We start from the raw sequence: 21381 nt of genomic DNA, 5'->3' as shown, positions 1-21381 counted from the left end.
GGTGTCACAGCCCCCGGGCCAGCAGGTCGGCCACGATCAGCCGGCCGAAGGCGAGGTTGCCGTGGATCGGGTCGTCCGGCTCGCAGAACGCGGCCCGCTGCCGGCCCGCGCCGTCGGTGACCCGGGCCCGCAGGTCCACGATCTCCACGCCGAGCGCGACGAGCGCGCGGCGGACCGTCTCCTGGGCCGCCATGAACACCAGCGGGTCGGACATTCCCGGCACCCGCTGTGGCGGCAGCACCGCGAGGACGCGCAGCCCCAGGTCGAGGGCGTGGCGGTAGAAGGCCAGCGCGTCGCGGGCCATGGCGCGCACGATGTCGTCGAAGAGCCCGCCGGCGAGGAAGCCCGCCGGGAAGGCGCCGTCGCCCGCCCGGTAGATCCGCCAGTTCTCGGTGGTGGCGAAGAAGTGGGCGCTGAGCCCGAACGTCGAGACCAGCGGGACGGCGAGCTGCCCGACGTCGGCCACGCCCAGCTCGGCCAGGAAGCCGCGGTGGCGTTCCTGCACGGCGGCGTCCCGGAACACCAGGCCGTCGTCGCGGACGTCGAAGAAGCCGACGTTGAAGTCGCGCCCCGAGCCGACCGGCCCGCCGACGAAGGGCACCCCGGCCGCCGTGGCCGCGCGGGCGATCGGCCCGGCGTGCGAGTCGCCCAGCAACAGGAACCTAGCCGGCGCGGTAGTGGTCGAGGACGGCGTCGTCACAGTAGAGGTCACCTCCGTCGGCGGCGTCGGCGCGAGCGTCGGACGCCGTGGCGGTCGGACCCGCCGACCTGTCGCGTTCGAGGGCGTCGAAGAAGTGGCGCATGACGAAGGCGACCCCCGCCGGCGTCACGGCGCGCAGATTCGGCGCGAAGAAGACCCCCCGGAACGGGAAACCGGTGATCAGCTCGTACGAGGGGAAGTAGTCGACGTGGTCGTGTTCCTGGGCCAGTTGGCCCGCCGCGGCCCGCAGCACGGACTTGGAGTACGTGGTGGCGGTCAACGCGTGCGCCCCGGTCGCCGTCGCGGTGAGCGGCACCGGCGACACGGTCAGCAGGACGGTCAGCCGGGGGTTGGCGGCGCGCAGCAGCGCGACGACGGCGCAGAGGTCCCGGTGTACCTCGGCCACGGTGAAGTTGTGGAAGACGTGCCGCCCGGCGTCGAAGGTGCCCCGGACGGTGCCGGGGCAGACCGGGTGGACGGTGCCGGTGACCGTGTCGCGCCAGGCCTCGGTCAGGCCGAGGGTGAAGATGAGACAGCCCGCCTCGGCGACCGCCCCCCGCATCGCCGCCAGGGTGGAGCGGCGGGCGGCCAGGGTCGCCTCCGCCGAGTCGTACCCGTCGGGTTCGACCGACGGGCGGTACGGGTCGAAGAACCGGTCACCCTCGCGCCAGACCTCGTCCGGTCCGGGGTCGTCCGTCAACGCCCAGGTCAGCCACTGCCGCAGGGTGGCGGCGGTGTAGATGGTGCCGGTGCGGAAGGAGAACGCGCCGTAGTGGCGGGCCCGGCGCTCGGCCTCGGTCAGCCCCGGCGGGGGCAGCTCGCTTTCATGCCAGTTCATCCCCTCGTCGCGCAGGGCGGGACCGAGGTGGCGGGCGAAGCAGGAACCGGCGGTGAGGACCGGATCGTCCGGGTCGAGGCCGAACTTCGGCGTCCACACCTCGCCGATGTCCCGCATCTCCGGCTCGGCCACGGCGGTGCGCCAGAACGACCGCGACGGCAACGACTGGTACGGATTCATCGCGCCGCCCTCGGGTCGGTGGCCAACTCCGCCTCGTTGATGGCCCCGGCCACCATGTCCACGTGCGGCGCCTCGACGATGCCGTAGTGGGTGGTGTCGACGAGGTGCCAGGCGAGCCCGGTCAGGTGCCCCCGCCACGTGCGGGCCTGCTCCTGGGGCGCGCCGAGCGCCGGCAGCCCGGCCGTCGGGCGGCCCGCGAGCCAGAGCCGCCCGGGCGTCCCGGCCAGCCGGGGCAGGGTGTGCTGGGCCATGCTCGCCAGGTTGGCCCGGCAGCAGCGCGCCAGCGCGTCCGCGTACGCCGTCGCCGCGGTGTTCGCGCCGGCCGCCGCCCCCAGCTCGTGGGCGAAGAGCGCGGCGAGCCGCTCCTCGTCGTACGCCTCGAAGGCCGGCGCGGCGTCCGGCGGCGGCGGGTCGAGCAGGTACAGCTCGTCCGCCGGCTGGCCGGCCGCCTCGGCCTCCGCCGCCATCCCGAGCGCCACCCAGGCGCCGAACGACCACCCGGCGAGCCGCCAGCGCCACTCGTCGCGGGGGAAGCGGTCCCGTAGCGCGGCGTGGTAGCGCGCGGCCCGCTCCGCGAGCGACCAGGCCGGCTGCCCGGGGCTCACCAGCGCGGGATCGGCGATGACGCAGACCGTGAGCTCCGGATCGAGCGCCGACACCAGCGGCCGGTACGCCTGGACGTCGCCGCCGACCGGATGGACCAGGCAGAGCACCGCACGCCCCCGGCCCGCCTGCCAGACCTCCACCGCCACGGCGGGGTCGGCGGGGTCGGCGGCGCGGACCGGCTCGCCGAGGAGCCCCAGCACCTCGGCAAGGCTCACCCGGTGGCTCAGCTGGGACAGGCCGAGGCTGACGCCGAAGCGCTCCTTGACCCGGTCGATCAGGTCCAGCAGCAGCAGCGAGTCGGCCCCCAGGTCGTAGAGGGACGCGGCCGGGTCGAGCGCGTCGACGCCCAGCCAGTCGCAGAGCCACTCGCCGACCTGCTCGGCGGCCGACCGGGGCAGTACGGCGGGTGTCGCGTCCGCCGGTCCGGCCGGTGGCGCGTAGAACTCCCGCGCCCTGTCCAGCGCGGTGGTGCAGACGAGTAGCTGCGGCAGCCGCAGCCGCAGGGCCTGCGCGAAGAGCCGGCGCCCCTCCTCCACGGAGAGGCCGACCGCCAGGTGCGCCCGGTGCCGGGCGTCGGTGGGCAGGGCGTCCCGGGCCAGGCCCACCTCGCTCCAGACGTCCCAGCCCACAGAGATCCGCAGCGTGGTGTCGGCCCCGTCCGCCCGGTGCCGGGCGAAGCCGTCCAGCAGCCCGTTGGTGGCGGCGTAGTCGAGCTGGCCGACGCCGCCGAGCTGCGCCGACATCGACGAGCAGTAGACGACGAACGACGGCCGGTGGCGCGCGACCAGCCGCTCCACGAGCAGCGCGCCGTGCGTCCTGCCGGCCGTGGCCCGCCGCATCGCGGCCGCGTCCCGCCGGCCGATCAGCCCGCCGACCGCGATCCCCGCGGCGTGGACCACCCCGTCGACCCGTCGGGTCCGGGCGTCGAGCCGGGCCAGCAGTTCGTCGGGTCCGGCCTCGGCCAGGTCGCCCTCGACGAGGTCGACGCGGTCGGCCCAGCGCGCCAACCCGGCCGGCAGCGGCCCGCGCCGCGCCAGCAGGACCACCCGGCAGTCGCCCTGCTCCAGCAGCCAGGCGGCGATGCTCCGCCCGATGCCGCCGGTGCCGCCGAGGACCACGTACACGGCCGGTCCGGCCGGCAGCGCGCGCGTGGCGGGCACCGCCGGCAGCGGATGCGTGGCCGGCGCGGCCGGCGGGCGGACCGGCAGCAGCGCCTGCTCCCACCAGTAACTCCCGCGCAGCGCGAGTCGGCGGGGTGGTGTCTCCTCCGCCAGCAGCGCCGCGAGCGCCGGCGCCCAGTCGGCCGGATCGGGGCCCGGCAGGTCCACCCAGTGGCTCGCGACGTCGCCCTCCTGGGGTGCGACCTCGCAGACCCCGGCGAGCAGGCCCAGCTCCGGCCGGCGTACGTCGTCGTGCACGGGTTGCGCCTGCTGCGACAGCCACCAGGCCCGCAGCCGGGGCCGGCGGGGCAGCGCGGCGACGGCTGCCAGCAGCGCCGCCGGGGTGTCGACGCAGGCCCGGTACGCGTGGGCGAGCGCGTCCGCGCCGACCGGCCCGTCGACGGCCAGCGGCAGCGCGTGGAGCCAGTCGACACCGCCGTGTCCGGGCGCGGCCGGCGAGCCGGCGTCGGCACCGGTCAGCGCGTCGAGCAGCCGGCCCAGCGACCCGGGATCGGCCGGGTCGGCCTGGTAGCTGTCCGGTCCGAGCCGGGCGAAGCCGTCCGCGGCGGTGACGGCGACCACCCGGGCGTGGGACGCCGTGAAGGCGCGGAGCGCGGCCGGCGGGGGCGGTTCCGCGGCCATGACCACGAGCGTCTCCGGGCGGCGGGCACCGGGGTCGGCCCCCGCGTGCCGCCAGCGCACCCAGTGCGGCTGGTGCAACCACTCGGCCTCGGGCAGCCGCGCCGGCCACGGCTGATCGGCCGGCGCCGCCCCGGCAGCCGCCGGCACCCCGGGCGACGCCACCTCGGCGGGCGACGCCGCCCCGGCAGCCGCCGGCACCCCGGGCGACGCCGCCCCGGGCGACGCCACCCCGGCTGACGCCGCCCCGGCGGGCGGTGCCATCCCGGCCGGCGGTGTCGACCCGGCCGGCGGGGCGGCGCGGGCGAACTCGTGGTCGACGAGAACGAACGCCGGCGGGGGGAAGTCCCAGGGCGGCTGCGCCGGCCCGGCCGGCCACCGGACCGGCCGACCGGCCAGCCAGGCGGCGACGAGGTCGGCCGCCGGCGGCGTACCGGCCGGGCCGGTGACCGCGACGGGCGCCGCCTCGACGGGGGTGACCTCGACGGCGGTCGCGGTGCGCAGCCAGGCCACGGCGGCGGCCGCGTCGGCGCAGACGGCCGCCGCCCGCCACCGGCCCGGCGTGCGGCCCGCCTGGAGGTGGCGCAGCACCCGGTGGTAGGCCTCGGGCCGGGCCGCCAGGTAGTCGGCGATGCGGTCGGCGTCGGCGCGCAGGCCGGCCGCGCTGCCGCTGGCGAGCAGCACCACCGGTACGCCGGGGACCGGCGGAGTCTCCGGGCCGGCGCCGACCTGCGCGACCGCCTCGCAGACCAGGTGGGCGTTGGTGCCGCCGATGCCGAAGCTGCTCACCGCCGCCACGCGTGGCCGGTCGACGGGCCAGGGCCGGGCCTTCGTGGGGACGTGGAACGGGGCCGGGTCGGGGCCCAGCCGTGGATTGAGGCGACGGAAGTCGACGTTCGGCGGGATCAGCCCGTGGTGCACGGCCAGCACGGCGCGGACCAGACCGACCACCCCGGCCGCCGCGCCGAGATGACCGATCTGGCTCTTCACCGAGGCCAGCGCGACGCGACCGGACCCGGCCAGGTCGAACGCCTGGCGTAGCGCCGCCACCTCCACCGGATCGCCCAGCTCCGTGCCGGTGCCGTGCGCCTCCACGTAGCCCACGTCGCCGCTGGTACGCCCGCTGCGGCGCAGCGCGGTACGGATCACCTCACGCTGGCCGGCGACCGACGGCGCGGCGTAGCCGATCTTCTCCGCGCCGTCGTTGTTGACGGCCGACCCGGTGATCACGGCGTAGACGGTGTCGCCGTCGCGCCGGGCCAGCCGCAAGGGCTTGAGCACGACCACGCCCACCCCGCTGGCGCCGACGGTGCCGCCGGCGTCGTCGCTGAACGGCCGGCAGTGCCCGTCCGGGGAGAAGATGTGCTGCGGCTGGTAGCGGTAGCCGGCCGTCAGCAGCGGGTCCACCAGCACGCCGCCGACCAGCATCACGTCGCTGTCGCCCTGGCGCAGCAGCCCGGCCGCGACGTGGACCGCCACCAGCGAGCTGGCGCAGGCCGCCTGCACGGTGAAGGCCGGACCGGTCAGCCGCAGGTGGTAGGCGACCTTCGTGGCCAGGAAGTCCTTCTCGTGGTGCAGCGCCAACTGGAAGGAGTCCGGCAGCCGCGCCGGATCGGCTTCGCGCAGCATCGTCTGGAAGTACGTGTTCTCGCCGCAGCTGGCGAGCAGGCCGACCCGCTGCCCGGCGGGATCGGCGATGCCGGCGTGCGCCAACGCCTCGACGCAGCTCATCAGCAGGTGCCGCTGCTGCGGATCCATCAGCCGCGCCTCCTGGCGGCTGATGCCGAAGTGCCCCGGGTCGAAGCCGAGCACCCCGGCCAGCTGGCTGCGGGCGCCGACCAGGCCGTCGGCGGCGTCGAAGTGCTCGATGCCCCGGTCGCCGGCCTCCACCATCGCCCAGAAGGCGGCCAGGTCGGCCGCGCCGGGCAGCCGGACGGCCATCCCGACCACGGCGACCGGCTCGTCCGCCGGGCCAGCGACGGCCCCGTCCCGCGCGCCCACCGCCGCCTCCGTGGCCCGTTGCTCGGTGAGGAACCGGGCGAGGCGGCGGATGGTGACGTGCTCGAAGAGGTCGGGGATGCTCAGCGGCAGCCCCTCGGCGGCGCAGCGCAGGTGGAAGCGCATCAGGTCGAGGCTGCCCGCGCCCTGGTCGAAGAAGCGCCGGTCGGGTGCGATCGGCGTCCCGACGACCTCCTCGAAGAGCTTGGCCAGCCGGGACTCCAGGACCGACATGACCGGCGCCGGCGCGGCGGCGCCCGGCCGCAGCTCCTCGCCCGGTGCCGTCAACGCGCGGCGGCGGTCCAGCTTCCCGCTGGCGGTACGCGGCAGCTCCGGCAGCCGCCGGAACCGGTCCACCCGCACGTACCCGGGCAGGAGCCCCGCCAGGTGACCGGTCAGCTCCTCCGGCGACGGTGGATCCGCCCGCAGCTCCAGACAGGCGACCAGGTGCGGATCGTCGCGGACCACCACGGCGTTGACGACCGCCGGGTGCGCCAGCAGGGCCGCCTCCACCTGGCCCAGCTCCAGCCGGTGCCCGCTCACCTTCACCTGCTGGTCGTCGCGGCCCAGGTAGTGCAGCAGACCGTCGCGGTCGAACCGGGCCTGGTCGCCGCTGCGGAAGAACCAGCCGTCACCGGGCAGCTCGACGAAGCGGGCCCGGTCGAGCGCCGGATCGTCCAGGTAGCAGGGCGCCACCAGTTCCCCGCCGATCAGCAGCTGCCCGGGGCAGTCCGGCGGCACCACCTCGTCGGCGGAGTCCACCACCCGCAGCCACGTGTTGGCGACCGGGCGGCCGATGGCGGGGCGGGTCGGCCAGGTGGCCGGGTCGCCGTCGAGGCAGAGGCTGCTGACCACGTGGGTCTCGGTCGGGCCGTAATGGTTGAACAGGCGCGCACCGGGCAGGCCGGCGAACCAGCGGCGGATGCTGTCGGTGCAGATCAGCTGCTCGCCGGCGGTGACGACCTCCCGCAGCCGGGACGGGTACCGGCCGAGGCGGACCCCGTGCTCGGCGAGGAGTTGCAGGGCGACGTACGGCAGGAAGATCCGCTCGATGCCGGCGGCGTCGAGGTGCGCCAGCAGCGCCGGCATGTCCTGCCGCCACCCGGGCCGGGGCAGGTGCAGGGTGCCGCCACCGCAGAGCGTGCCGAAGATCTCCTGGAAGGAGACGTCGAAGGAGAGCATGGAGAACTGCAGGGTCGCCGCCGCGCCCGCCAGGCCGCCGGCCTCGCCCTGCCAGTGCAGGAGGTTGACCAGCAGGGCGTCGCCGACCTGCACACCCTTGGGCGTGCCGGTCGAGCCCGAGGTGAAGAGCGTGTAGAGCGGGCGGCCGACGTACGACGGCGCGACGGGCGTGGCCGACCGGGACAGCACCACCGGGTGCCGGGGGTGAGCGCCCTCGTCGATCACGTCGAGGGCGGGCTCGTCGCCGGGCGCCAGCAGCACGCAGAGCGGGTCGACCTGGCCCAGGACCTGGCGCAGCAGCGCAGGCGGGTAGGCCCGGTCGAGCGGCACGACGGTCAGGTTGAGCCGGGCCGCCGCGAGCAGCGCCACCACGTGTTCCACCGACGGCTCGAAGAACAGGGCGACGCAATGCCGGTCGTCGGTGGAGACCGGATGGTCCCGCAGCAGTTCGGCGGCGAGCGCCGAGGCGTACGCGTCGAGGTCGGCGTAGCTGAGGCGACGGGCGCCGGCCACCAGCGCGGTGGCGGTCGGCTCCGCCCGCACCCGCCGGGCGAAGGCCTCGGCCACGGTGGGCAAGACCGACGGGGTACGCGAACCCCGGCCGGGCTCGGGCAGGCTGCGGCGGTAGGGCCGCACCAGCTCGGCCAGCGTGCTCGGGTCGGTGCCGGTCAACGCGTCGAGGCCGCGCCGGAACAACTCGGCCGCCGCGGCCACGTCGGCGGCGTCGAAGTGCTCGTCGGCGTACTCCCAGAGGCAGTCGAAGCCGGACTCGTGCGCGACGACCGAGAGGGTGAGCGGGCACTTGGCCTCGGTCGGGGCCAGCCAGACCGGCCGGGACGCGCAGCCGGGCAGCGCCAGCGCGGAGAAGTCCGTGTTGTCGAGGACGAAGAGGAAGTCGAACAGCGGCGCGTCGGCGCCGAAGTCGTGGTCGGCGACGGCGTGCGCGAGCGCCACGTCCTGCGCGTCGAGCACCGCGCGTACGGCGTCGGCCTGTCGGCGCAGCTGCGCGCGCAGCTCCTCGGCGGGTGCCAGCGCCAGGGGCAGCAGCACCGTGTTGGCGAACATGCCGAGGCTCGCCTCGAAGTCGCGTACGGGCCGGTTCGCCACCGGGCTGGCGACGCGCGGATGGGTGCGGCCGGTCACCCCGTGCACGGCCCAGCCGAAGAGCGTCAGCAGCAGCGGGAAGCGGGTCAGTCCCAGCTCGGCGCCGAGCCGGTCGAGGGCGGCGCGGCGTTCCGGGCCGATCGTGGTGTGGAGCAGGTGGTCCCCGGTGCCGCCGTGCTTCCGGATCGGCCGCAGCGGCGCGGCGACCTCCGTCACGTCGGCGTAGTGGCCGCGCAGGGCGTCGCGTTGTGCCCGGTAGGCCGGCCGGGCGAACCACTCGGCCTGCCACCGGGCGTAGTCCAGCGGCGTCGGGGCGGGCTCGTCCTCGTCCTCGGTCGTGCCGGCCAGCGCCGCCGCGTACGCGGCCGACAGCCCGCGGAACAGGACGTCGAGCGACCAGCCGTCGACCGCGATGTGGTGCAGGTGCAGCAGGAGCACCCCGCCGCCGTCGCGGGCCAGCCAGTACGCCCGCAGCATGCGCGGCTGTCCGAGGTCGAAGGAGGCGGCGAAGAGGGCGCGGGCGCGCTCGCGCCACCCGGCCCAGTCGCCGTCGCCAACCCCGCCGCCAGCCCCGTCACCGGCCCCAGCCCAGTCGCCGTCGCCGGCCCTGTCGCCGGCCCCAGCCCAGTCGTCAGCCCTGGCCCCGGCCCCGGCTCCGTCAGCGTCGGAAGCGGACGCGGGAGTGGGAGTTGGCTCGCGCCACGGGTCGTAGGGATCGCCGACCTCCTGGCGCAGCCCCTCCGGCGTGGCCCGGAAGGCGGTCCGCAGCGCCGGATGACGCGCCACCACCCGGCGCAGCGCGTGCCGCAGCGCGTCGACGTCGACCCGGCCGCGCAGCTCGAAGGCGAGCCCCACGTGGTAGGCGGTGGACGCCGGGGACCGTTGCTGCAACAGCCAGAGCCGCTGCTGCTCCGAGGTGGCCGGCGCGGACCGGGCGCCGGACGGGGGAGCCGGCACCGGGTACGGCGAGCCGGTCGCGGTGCGGGCCGTCGCGACCGCCGTGGCCAGCTCGGCGAGGTCGCCGCCCAGCACCACCGCCTGCGGCACCTCGGCGCCCCAGCGCCGCTGGATCTCGAAGCGCAGCCGCAGCGCCTTCAGCGAATCCCCGCCGCTGGCGATCCACCGGTCGTCCGGTCGCAGGTCGGGCACGCCCAGCACCTCGCCGGCCAGCCCGAGCACCGCCCGCTGCCACGCCGTGCCGGCCACCTCGGCGGGCTCGCCGTCGCGCCCGTCGTGTGGGTGCGGGTCGTGGCGTTCCTCGCGCCCGTCGTGTGGGTGCGGGTCGTCGCGCCCACCACGCCTAGGCGGGTCGTCGCGCCCACCACACCCAGGCGGGTCGTCGCGGCCAGCGCGCCAGGGCAGGTCGTCGCGCCGCAGCAGCGCGTCGGCGTCCACCTTGCCGTTCGCCGTCAGCGGCAGCGCCCCGACCCGGTGGACCCGGTGCGGGCGCAGGTACGGCGGCAGGGTCGCGGTCAGGTGCCGGTCGAACTCCGCGTACGACAGGTCGCCAGCCGTCACCAGGTACGCCAGCAGCTCGTTCGTGCCGTGCACCGGGTCGCGCCGGGTGCAGACGTACGCCTGCCGGACCCCCGGGTGGGCGAGGACCTGCCGCTCCACCTCGCCGGGCTCGACCCGGAAGCCCCGGACCTTGACCTGCCGGTCGACCCGGCCGACGTACTCGACGCGGCCGGCGGCGTCGGCGCGCACCAGGTCGCCGGTGCGGTAGTGGCGGCCGGCGGAGCCGTCCAGCCAGGGCAGCCGGACGAAGCGCGCGGTGGTCTCCTCGGGCAGGTTGCGGTAGCCGGCCGCCAGCGCCGCGCCGCCCAGGTACAGCTCGGCGACCTCGCCCGGCGCGGCGACACGCTCGCCGTCGACCACCAGGTGCGCGTCGGTGCCCGGCAGCACCCGGCCGATCGGGACCACCTCGGCGTCGAAGTCGCGGGGGATCGGATGGCACAGGGCGAACGTGGTCGCCTCGGTGGGCCCGTAGACGTTGTGCAGCCGGGTGCGGCTGGCGGGGTTGTCGCGGTACCAGCGGCGGATCAGCCGGGCGTTGAGCTGCTCGCCGCCGACGAGCACCTGGCCGACGTCGGCGAAGCAGTGCGGCCGTTCGTCGACCACCGCGTTGAACAGCGCCACGGTGATGAAGAGCGTGTCGATCCGCTCCCGGCGCAGCGCGGCGTCGAGCAGGTGCGGCGTCGACACCGTCTCGTCGTCGAGCACGACGCAGCAGCCGCCGGTCAGCAGCGGCACCCAGACCTCGAAGCTGATCGCGTCGAACGCCGGGTTGGCGAGGCTCGCGTAGCGGGCCGCCGGGGTCAGCGCGACGTAGCCGGGGCGGGCCAGCCGCAGGACGCCCGCGTCGCGCACCTCCACGCCCTTGGGACGGCCCGTGGTGCCCGAGGTGTAGAAGACGAACGCGACCGGCGCGGCCTCCGGCGCCAGCTCCGCGTCCCCGGCCGGCGGGGCGTCCACCGCGAGCAGGGCCTCCGCCGGCAGCGGCCGCACCCCGGCGGGCAGGTCGCCGGGCGCGTCCGGGCCGTGGACCACCGCCACGGCGCCCGAGTCGCGCAGCATGTGGTCCCGCCGGGCGGGCGGGCTCTGCCGGTCCAGCGGCACCACGGTCGCGCCGAGCCGCAGGATGCCGAGCATGACGCAGACCAGCCGCCAGCCGCGCGGCAGGTGCACCGCGACCGCCTGACCCGGGCGGGTCCCGGCCCGGCGCAGGGACCGGGCGACGGCGGCGCTGGCGGCGTCCAGGTCGGCGTAGCTGAGGCGCCGGTCGCCGTCGGCCACCGCGACCGCGTCGGGGGTACGACTGGCCTGGGCGAGCACGGCGTGCGCGAGACCGGGACCCTGGACCATCACGCCTCCCGTACGGCCGGCGTCGTCGGACGGGCGTCGGAGAGCCGGTCCACCTCGCCGCGCAGCAGCGCGGCGACCCGCAGCACCACCGCGCTCTCCAGGATGTCCCAGTGGTCGCAGTGCACCCGCTCCAGCAGGAAGTCGGCGTCGCCGCGCCGCCGCCAGAAGGCGCGTACCTCGTGCAGGAAGGCCTCGTCGCGCCCGGCGGTGGCCTGCAACAGCACCAGCCGGGCCGGCGACGCGGGGGTCGGATAGTCGCGCATGGTGGACCGGTTGTGGTTGTAGACGCGGTGGTACTGGTCGATCTGCTCGTCGTCGATGCCCGGGTACATCCCGTTGAACTTGATGAGCTTGTCGCGGAACTCGGCCATGTCCACCGGCTCGATCGCGCCCCGGTGGGCCGGGTCGTCGGTGCCCAGGGTGTCCAGCAGGACCACGCTCAGCCCGGGATGCCCGGCGAGGGCCAGCCGGCGTCCCATCTCGTACGCGACCAGCCCGCCGTAGGAGAGCCCGGTCAGCACCACCGGCCCGTCCAGCAGGTGCGCGACCTGCCCCAGGTACGCCTCGGCCATCGCCTCCACCGTGGGCAGGAACTCCTCGCCCGGGTTCACCCCCGGGGACTGGATCCCGTACACGCCGAGGGACTCCGGCAGCGCCTTGGCCAGCGACAGGTAGCAGAACGCGGTGCCGCCGGCCGGGTGCACGCAGATGACCCGGCCGCCGCCGTCGCCCGCCCGGAACTCGATCAGGTTGCTCGGCGGCCGGCCCGACGCGCCCCGCCGTAGCCGGCCGCCCAGCGCCTCGATCGTCGGGTGCAGCATGATCTCGTGCACCGGCAGCGGTTCGCCGAACGCCTCGCCGATCGCGTGGGCCAGCTTGATCGCCGAGATCGAGGTGCCGCCCACGTCGAAGAACCGGTCGCCGATGCCGATCTCCGGGTGCAGCAACAGGCGCTTCCAGATCTGGTAGAGGGTCAGCTCGATCTGGTCGCGCGGGCTGGCCAGGTTGACCTGCCAGGGCGCGTTGGTACGGGCCAGCCGCAGCACCTCGTCGCGGTCGAGCTTGCCGTTGGCGGTCAGCGGCAGCCGCGGCAGCTCCACGAAGAGCGACGGGATCATGTAGCCGGGCAACCGTCGCGACAGCGCCTCGCGCCACTCGCTGACCAGCAACGGCGCCGCCCCGCCCCGGGCGACCCCGGCGACCAGCCTCGGCTCGCCGGCGGCGTCCGAGTCGACCAGCACCGCCGCCTCGCGTACGTCCGGCCGGTCCCGTAGCGCGGCCTCGATCTCGCCCAGCTCGATGCGGAAGCCCCGGATCTTGACCTGGCCGTCGCGGCGGCCGAGGTACTCGATGTTCCCGTCGGGCAGCAGCCGGGCCAGGTCGCCGGTGCGGTAGAGCCGTTCCCCGGGTACGAACGGGTCGGGAACGAACCGCTCGGCGGTCGCCCCCGGCCGGCCCAGGTAGCCGCGGGCGACACCGGCGCCACCGATGTGGATCTCGCCGGTGACCCCGACGGGCACCGGCTCCATCAGCTCGTCGAGCAGGTGGACGCGGGTGTTGGCGATCGGCCGGCCGATCGGGCACTGCCGGGCGGACGGCTGCGGGTCGAGGTAGGCGGTGCTGTAGACGGTGGTCTCCGTCGGCCCGTACCCGTTGAGGACCCGCAGCCCGGGCAGGGCCTCCTGCATCCGGTGCAGGCCCTGCTCCGGCAGCGGTTCGACCCCGACCAGCAGTTGGCGCAGCGCCGACCCGGACAGGCGGGCCGCCGGATCCTCGTCGATCCACCGGACGAAGGCCGGCGGCAGGTAGGCCTGCACGACGCGGTGCTCGCGCAGCCAGCCCATCAGCGCCGCCGGGTCGCCGCGCAACTTCTCCGGTACGAGGTGCAGGGCCCCGCCCGTGGTCAGCGGCAGGAAGATCTCCTGCACCGAGACGTCGAAGCCGACGCTCGACCAGAGCGCCGCCGCCTCCCCCTCGGCGGCGCCGAGCCGCGACACCCAGTGGTCGAGCAGGTTCACGACGCCGCCGTGGGCGACCGCGACGCCCTTGGGGCGGCCCGTCGAGCCCGACGTGTAGATCACGTACGCCAGGTTGGCGGGGTGCACGACGACGCCGGGCGGACCGTCGTGGCGCCCCTCGGCCTCGACGGCGGCCAGGTCGTCCTCGCCGAGGACCAGGGCCGGCGCCGCGTCAGCGACCATGCCGGCGAGCCGCTCCGGCGGCAGGGCCGGGTCCAGCGGCAGGTAGGCGGCCCCGGCCTTGAGTACGCCCAGAATGGCCACGATCAGCCCGGCCGAGCGCCGCGCGTGCAGGCCCACCACCTGGTCGCGGCGTACGCCCCGGGCGATCAGCGCGTGCGCCAGGCGGTTGGCCCGCCGCTCCAGCGTGGCGTAGTCCAGCCGCTCGTCGTCGTCGGCCACGGCGAGTGAGCCGGGGTGCCGCCGCGCCTGCGCCGCGATCCGCCGCACCACGTCCGCCGGGTCGGTGAACGGTCGCGCGGTGCGGTTCCACTCGACCAGCAGGCGGTGCCGCTCGTCCGCACCGAGCAGCCGCAGCGCGCCGACCGGGGCCGACGGATCGGCCGCCACCTGGGCGAGCAGGCGAACGAAGTGCCCGGCCAGCCGGGCGATCGTCGCGGCGTCGAAGAGGTCGGTGTTGTACTCGAAGATGACGTGCAGCTCGTCGGCGTGCTCCAGCACCTCGACCGACAGGTCGAACTTCGCCGCGCCGGTGCTGCTCGACAGGGGCCGCAGCACCAGACCGGGCAGCTCCAGCCGGCCGCGCGGGATGTTCTGCAGCACCAGCATCACCTGGAACAGCGGCGAGTAGCTGGTGTGCCGCTCCGGGTTGAGCGCGTCCACGAGCTGCTCGAACGGCAGGTCGGGATGGGCGTACGCGTCGAGCAGGTGCCGGCGGACGTCGGCCAGCAGTGCCGCGAAGGACTGCTCCGGGTCCAGCCGGTTGCGGATCACCACCGTGTTCACGAAGTGGCCGATCAGGCCCTCCACGTCACGGTGGTTGCGGTTGGCGAACGGGGTGCCGACGCAGACGTCGTCCTGCCCGCTGTAGCGCCACATCAGCACCGACAGGGTGGCCATGAGCGTCATGAAGAGCGTCGCGTCGCCGGCCCGGCCCACCTCCCGCAGGCCCCGCAGCACCGCGGCGTCCACAGTCGTGCCGTGGGTCTCGCCCCGGTAGCGCTGCACCGCCGGGCGGGGCCGGTCGGTCGGCAGGGCCAGCAGCGCGGGCGCACCGGCCAGCGTCCGCGTCCAGTAGCCGAGCTGGCGCTCCAACTCGCCGCCGCCGAGGTGCCGGCGCTGCCACAGCGTGTAGTCCGGGTACTGCACGGGCAGCTCGGCCAGCGGAGCGGCCTCGCCCCGCGCGTACGCGGCGTAGAGGGCGGTGACCTCGCCGATCAGGATGCCGACGGACCAGCCGTCGGCCACCATGTGGTGCACGGTGAGCAGCCAGCGGTGCTCGTCGGGGGCCAGCCGCAGCAGGGCGGTGCGGAGCAGGGGGCCGGCGGCCAGGTCGAACGGCGCCCGCGCCTCAGCCTCGGCGGCCTCGTCGGCCCGGCGGGAGCGCTCCGGGCGGGGGAGCGCGGTGAGGTCCGTGACCGGCAGGGCGACCGGCCCGGCCGGCCGCACCACCTGGCAGGGCTCCTCGTCGATGAGCGCGAAGACGGTACGCAGCGCCTCGTGCCGGCGCACCACCTCGGTCAGGGCGCGGGCCAGCGCCGGCACGTCCAGGGCGCCCACCACGTCGAACGCGACCGGGTTGTTGTAAAACGGGTTGCCGGGGGAGAGCTGGTCGAGGAACCAGAGCTGCCGTTGGGCGAACGCGACCGGCACCGGCGCGTCCGGTCGCGGCCGGCGGGGGATCGTGTCCGCGTCGGCGCCGGTCAGGATCGCGACCAGCTCCTCCTTGTGCAGCTTGAGGTCGGCCAGCAGGTCGGGCGTGAGGACCTCGCGGGATCCCGTGAGGCGCAGCCGGTCGCCGTCGACCCGCAACCCGACCGCGTGCCGGTTGAGCGTGTCGAGCAGCTCGTAGGCGTTCACAGCTCGACCGTGATCGTGTCGGTGGCGGCGGCGTCGGGCCCGGCCGGCTCCGCCCCGGGACGGCCGCCGCCGAGCAGCGCGTAGACCAACCGGTGCGAGAGTTCCAGGTCGAACAGGGCGGTCAGCTCCGCCGTGTCCAGGGCGCCGACGCCGCACAGGCCGAGACCGTGCTCGGGGGCGGCCATCGTCAGCAGCTGGGCCATGGCGCCCGCCTCGATCGCGGTGAAGGTCGCACTCTGCTCCTGATAGAGAGGCTCGATGGCCGCGCGCTGCGCCACCAGGAACAGCGCGAAAGCGGCGGCCTCGAAGACCGGCCGGTTGACGAAGTAGTCGAAGGCGTCCGGGCTCAACTCGCGGTCGCGGCCGAGCGCCAGCAGCCGGTGCGCCGCCGGGTCGTGGTAGTACGCCCCGCCCGGCACCCCGTCGATGCGTCCCGCCTTGACCAGGACGTACGTCTGCACGGCGTAGGTGCCGCCGGCCGAGCCGTACTGGAACTTGGCCCGACCGTCGACCTCCCGCTGGGCGAGGGTGGCCAGCAACCCGCCGAGCGCCCCCGCCGGCAGCGGGTCCGCGGCGAAGCGGCGCACCGTGCGGTAGCCGGTGTAACGCCGGTCGTACACCGGATCGGCCGGCGCGGTCAGCGCGACCGCCGGGGTGTCGGGCGCGAAACCGCGACGGCCCCGCGCGTCCGAGGTGAACGCGGCGCGCGCGGCCGGGTCCTCGACCACCGTGGCGGCCCGCTGCGCGGCCGCGACGACGGCCCGCTCGGCGGTGTGTTCGCGGAACATCCGCAGCAGGTCGGCGAGGGTCGGCTGGCGCATCAGCCGGGCCAGCTTCGGCCGGAAGCCCAACTCGCCGGAGAGGGCGTTCGCGATCCGGACGACGTCGATCGACGTGGCGCCGAGCATCAGCAGGTTGGCGTCGGGCGCGACGACGGGCAGGTCGAGGATCTCGGTGACGATCTCCACCAGCCGGTTCTCGGCCGGGTCGGTGAGCACCGGCGCCTCGACGACGGTCTCCGGCGACGGCTTCGGGTCGGGCAGCAGGGCCCGGTCGACCTTCCCGTTGGCCGACAGCGGCAGCGCGTCGAGGACGGTGAACGACGACGGCACCATGTACGCCGGCAGCCGCTCCTCCAGGTACGCCACGAGGGCGACCGGCTCGGGCGCGGGACCGTCCGGCACCACGTACGCGGCCAGCCGCTTCTCGCCCTGCGCCTGACCGAGTAGCCGCAGCGCGGCGGCGCGTACGCCCGGGTGGCCCTCCAACGCCGCCTCGATCTCACCCAGCTCGATGCGGTAGCCGTGCACCTTGACCTGGCCGTCCTCGCGACCGAGGAACTCGATCGTGCCGTCCGGGCGCAGCCGGCCCAGGTCGCCGGTGCGGTAGAGCCGCTCGCCGCTGACCGGGTGGACGACGAAGCTGGCCGCCGTCGCCGCCTCGTCGCGCCAGTAGCCCCGCGCCAGCCCGGCGCCGCTGATCCAGAGGTCGCCGGTGGCCCAGGTGGGCCGGGGGCGCAGGGCCTCGTCCAGCACGTGGACCCCCTGGTGGGCCAGCGCCCGGCCGTAGGGGATGCTGCGCCAGGCCGGATCGACCTCGTCGACCGGGTGGTGGATGGACCAGATCGACGCCTCGGTGGCGCCACCGAGGCTCTCGACCCGGATCCCGGGCAGCGCCTCGCGCAGCCGGTCGGGGAGGGTGAGCGGGATCCAGTCCCCGGAGAGCATGGCCAGCCGCAGCGACGCCGGCAGCGGATGGCCGGCGTCGGCGTCGTCGAGCAGCATGCCGGCCAGCGCCGGCACCGAGTTCCAGACGCTGACCCGGTGGGCGTGGGCCACCTCCCGCCAGTGGGCCGGATCGCGGGCCAGTTCCGGGTCGAGCGTCACGACCGCCGCGCCGGCCGCGAGGGTGCCGAAGATGTCGAAGACGGAGAGGTCGAAGCTGAGCGCGCTGACGGCCAGGACCCGGTCGGCGGGCCCCACGGCGAAGCGCGCGTTGACGTCGAGGAGCGTGTTCACCGCACCGCGATGGTCGATCGTCACGCCCTTCGGCGTGCCGGTGGATCCGGACGTGTAGATCACGTACGCGACGTCGGTCTCCGCCAGGTCGACCGGCCGCAGCGCCGGCCCGCCCGCACCGACGGCGTCCGCGTCCACCACCAGGCGCGCGACGCCCTCGGGCAGGGCCACCCGGTCCGACCCGGTCAGGACCAGCCCCGCCCCGGCCCGCTGGAGCACCCGGGCCACCCGCTCGGCCGGCCAGTCGGGGTCGAGCGGCAGGTACGCGCCCCCGGCGTGCAGGACCGCGAGGGTGGCGACGACCTGCTTCCAGCCCCGGTCGAGCAGCACCGCGACGAGCTGGCCGGGCCCGACGCCGTGGTCCTGGAGCCGCCCGGCCAGCCGCCGCGCCTCGACGCGTACGGTGGCGTGGTCCAGCCGCCGGTCCGGGGCGAGCACGGCGGGCGCGGCGGGGGTCGCGAGCGCCTGCCGGTCGACCAGCTCGTGCAGGAGCCCGCGATTGGCCGGCGGGGCCACCGCCACCGGCGGGGCGAGCGGCCCGTCCAGCGTGCCGTGCCAGGCGTCCGGCTCCGCCAGCCGCCCGAGCAGCTCCCGGTACGCCGCGAACATCTCGGCGACCAGGCCGGCGGGGAAGAGCTCGTCGATGCTGTCCCAGTTGACGTGCAGCCGCCCGCCGGCCTCCAGGACCGTGTGGTCGATCCACACCTGCGGGGTCTGGGTGATGCCGTGCAGCACCTCACCGCCGAGCGCCGCCGCGAGGCCGCTGTCGCCGACGTCGGGCGCCGCCTCGGTGAGCGTGCTGTTGAAGACGACCGGCAGGGCCGCGTGGCGGGTGCCCCGGGCGCGGGCGAGTTCGCGGTTGACCCGTACGCCGCTGACCGCCGAGTGGTCGATGTCCTGCCAGAGCTGCTCCTGCACCGCCCGGGCCCGGGTCACGAAGTCGACCCCGGCCGCCACGTCGACCTCCAGCAGCACCAGCGAGGTGAAGTCGCCGATGACCGCGTTGATGCCGGGATGCAGCGGCAGCCGGTTGAACAGCGGCAGGCTCAGCGTGAACCGCGACTGGCGGCTCCACCGGGCCAGCACCTGCGCGAACGCGGTCACCAGCAGCACCGACGGGGTCACCTGGTGCCGGCCGGCGAGCGCCTTCAGCCGGCTCCAACGCTCCGCCGGCACCACCTCGTCGTAGCGGGTGAAGCGCGGCCGTTCGACGCTCTCGGGCTGCCGTTCCAGCGGGAGCTGCGGCGCGGGGGCCAGCGTGCCGACCCGCTCCCGCCAGTAGTCGAGGGCCCGCGCGTAGCGCGGCGTGCGCCGCAGGGCCCGTTCGGCCAGGACGTAGTCGCGGAAGGTCACCGCGAGCGGCGGCAGGTCGACGTCCGGGTCGGCGTAGAGCAGCGCCAGCTCGTGTTCCAGGATCTGCCCGCTGGCCGCGTCGAGGATCAGCGCGTCGAGGCTGACGTGCAGCCGCGCCTCGCCGTCGAGCAGCGTCACCGCGAACTCGAACAGCGGCCAGCGGCCGGCGTCGAACACCTGGTGGGACATCCGCTCCCGGGTCTCGCCCAGCCGGCGGTCGGCGGTCTGCGGGTCGAGCCCGCGCAGGTCCTGCCGGGCCATCGCGTAGCGCGGCACGCTCGGCAGGACCCGCTGGACGCCGTCGTGGAAGACCGCGCGGAGCATGTCGTGGCGGTCGACCAGCCGGTGCAGCGCCCGGGTGAAGCGCTCCTCGTCGAAGTCGCGCAGCCGCAGCTCGCTGTAGCCGTGCGCGCCGACGCCGCCGAGTTCGATGGTGGACCCGCGGCCCACCCAGTAGGCCTCCTGGATGTCGGTGAGCGGGAACGGCTCGTACCGGCCGGCGGGATCTGCGACGAGCGACGGGAGGGCGTCGACGGCGGGGGAGCCGGGCCCCGCCAGCTCGGCCGCCAGGTCGGCCAGGACCGGTTTCTGGAAGAGGGTACGCAGCGACAGCCGCGCCGACATCCGCTCGTTGATCGCGTGCACGAGCCGGGTCGCCAGCAGCGAGTGGCCGCCCAGCGCGAAGAAGTCGTCGTGCGCGCCGACCCGGTCGAGGCGCAGCACCTCGGCCCAGATGGCGGCCATCCGGGCCTCCCGGTCGTCGCGTGGCGCGACGTGGGCGGTGGCGACGTCGGCCTGCTCCGGCGCGCGCAGGGCGCGCCGGTCCAGCTTGCCGTTGGCCGTCAGCGGCAGCCGCTCCAGCACCACCCAGCGGGTCGGCACCAGGTGCTCGGGCAGCCGGCGCCGCAACTGCTCGCGGGCCGCCTCGGCGGTGACGTCACCGACCAGGTAGCCGACCAGGTGCGGGTCGCCGGGGGTGTCCTCGCGGAGCAGCACGGCCGCCTCGCGGACGCCCGGAACGTGCCGCAGGGCGCTCTCCACCTCGCCCGGCTCGACCCGGAAGCCGCGCACCTTGACCTGGTCGTCGGCGCGCCCGACGTACTCGATGGTCCCGTCGGCCCGGCGACGGACCAGGTCGCCGCTGCGGTACATCCGCTCGCCCGGCCCCGCGAACGGGTCCGGCAGGAACCGTTCCGCGGTCGCGGCCGGCCGGTTGAGGTAGCCGCGCGCCAGGCCGGACCCGCTGATGTAGAGCTCGCCGAGCACGCCCGCCGGCACCGGCTCGCACCGCTCGTCGAGCACGTAGAGCCGGGCGTTGGCGATCGGCCGGCCGATCGGCGGCAGGGCCGGCCAGTCGGCCGCGGCCTCGGTGGCCAGCGCGAACTGGCTGACCACGTGGGTCTCGGTCGGGCCGTACTGGTTGTAGAGGTACCGGCCGCCCAGCCCGGCCACCAGGGCCCGGACGTCGTCGTTGACCCGCAGCGCCTCGCCGGCGGTGACGATCTCGCAGCCGGGTTCGAGCGGGGGAACGGCCCCGGTGAGACCGGCCAGCTGGTGCAGCACGGCCGCCGGCAGGAACGCCCGCCGTACGCCCTGCTCGGCCAGGACGTGGCGCAGCCGGCCCAGGTCCCGGCCGCTCTCCTCGCCGATCAGCACCAGCGTGCCGCCCTGGCAGAGGGTGCTCCAGATCTCCTGCGCGGAGACGTCGAAGCCGATCGAGGCGAACTGGAGCACCCGTTGCGGCGCGGGACTGCCCGGCGCGGCGTAGCGGAGCTGCCAGTCGATCAGGTTGTCCAGGCACCGCCAGGTCTGCGCCACGCCCTTGGGCCGGCCGGTGGAGCCGGAGGTGTGGATGACGTACGCGAGGTGGTCGGGTCGGGTGCCGGGGTCGGGGCTGGTGGTGGGGTGGTCGGCCCAGCGGTGTGCGTCGGTGTCGAGGTCGACGAGGGGCGCGGCGGTCAGGCCGTCGAGGGTGGCGCGGGTCGCGGCGTGGGTGAGGACGGCGACCGGGGCGCCGTCGGCCAGCAGGTGGGCCAGGCGTTCGGCGGGGTGGGCCGGGTCCAGGGGCAGGTACGCGCCACCGGCCCGGGCGACGGCCAGGAGGGCGACGATCAGCTCCGGCGACCTGCGCAGGCAGACCGCGACGAGGGCGTCGGGGCCGACGCCGTGCGCGCGCAGGTGGTGGGCGAGCCGGTTGGCGCGCGCGTCGAGGTCGCGGTAGGTGAGCGAGGTGCCCTCGAACGTCACCGCCACCGCGTCGGGAGCCGCGGCGACCCGCTGCGCGAGGCGGGCGACGACGCCCTTGTCCACCGGGGACGGCTCGGCCTGGCGCAGCGCCTGCTCCCGTTCCCGCTCGTCGAGCAGGGTCAGCCGGTCGATGGGCTGGTCGGGGTGGGCGACGAGTTGGGTGAGGACGTGGCGCAGGTAGCGGATGTGCCGCTGGGCGGTGGCGGTGTCGAAGAGTGCGGTGGCGTATTCGAGGCTGCCGGTGATGCGGCCGTCGTGCTCGGTGAGGGCGAGGGTGAGGTCGAACTTGGCCGTGCTGTGGGGCGGCGGCAGTGCGGTGACCCGCAGGCCCGGGAGGGTCAGCTCGCCGTCGTCGGTGTTCTGCCAGGCGAACATGACTTGGAAGAGGGGGGTGTGGGCGAGGTTGCGGGTGGGGTTGACGGCTTCGACGACT

General features: G+C 75.7%; 5 protein-coding genes. All 5 read right to left on the bottom strand.

What is annotated here, in order from left to right; all coding sequences use genetic code 11:
• Nucleotides 1-4: 4 nt before the first annotated feature.
• The gene (locus ACLQ20_RS20170) at nucleotides 5-700 is read right to left on the bottom strand and encodes a hypothetical protein (RefSeq protein WP_192581454.1); all 696 of its coding nucleotides are present in this window, start codon (nucleotides 698-700) and stop codon (nucleotides 5-7) included.
• Nucleotides 663-1718: a GSCFA domain-containing protein gene (locus ACLQ20_RS20165; protein ID WP_425857236.1), complete on the bottom strand. Its 1056-nt coding sequence runs from the start codon at nucleotides 1716-1718 to the stop codon at nucleotides 663-665. Before ACLQ20_RS20165 ends, ACLQ20_RS20170 begins: the two co-directional genes overlap by 38 nt.
• Nucleotides 1715-11272, bottom strand: coding sequence for an amino acid adenylation domain-containing protein (locus ACLQ20_RS20160; RefSeq protein ID WP_425857234.1), 9558 nt, complete (start codon nucleotides 11270-11272; stop codon nucleotides 1715-1717). The genes ACLQ20_RS20165 and ACLQ20_RS20160 overlap by 4 nt, the downstream gene beginning before the upstream one ends.
• Nucleotides 11272-15330 (bottom strand): amino acid adenylation domain-containing protein, encoded by a 4059-nt coding sequence (locus ACLQ20_RS20155; protein WP_425857232.1) that lies wholly within the window; start codon nucleotides 15328-15330, stop codon nucleotides 11272-11274. Before ACLQ20_RS20155 ends, ACLQ20_RS20160 begins: the two co-directional genes overlap by 1 nt.
• On the bottom strand, nucleotides 15327-21381 hold a 6055-nt coding region (locus ACLQ20_RS20150; RefSeq protein ID WP_425857231.1), incomplete at its 5' end, for an amino acid adenylation domain-containing protein. The genes ACLQ20_RS20155 and ACLQ20_RS20150, both read right to left, overlap by 4 nt.

The organism is Micromonospora sp. DT46 (genome assembly GCF_049841735.1).
GTDB lineage: Bacteria > Actinomycetota > Actinomycetes > Mycobacteriales > Micromonosporaceae > Micromonospora > Micromonospora reichwaldensis.
Note: the sequence above shows the minus strand (reverse complement) of the source record. Positions and strands in the feature narration are given on the sequence as shown.

Coding starts and splice junctions, on each gene's coding strand:
- ACLQ20_RS20165 (WP_425857236.1), bottom strand. CDS start 1,718: ATGAATCCGTACCAGTCGTTGCCGTCGCGGTCGTTCTGGCGCACCGCC.
- ACLQ20_RS20160 (WP_425857234.1), bottom strand. CDS start 11,272: ATGGTCCAGGGTCCCGGTCTCGCGCACGCCGTGCTCGCCCAGGCCAGT.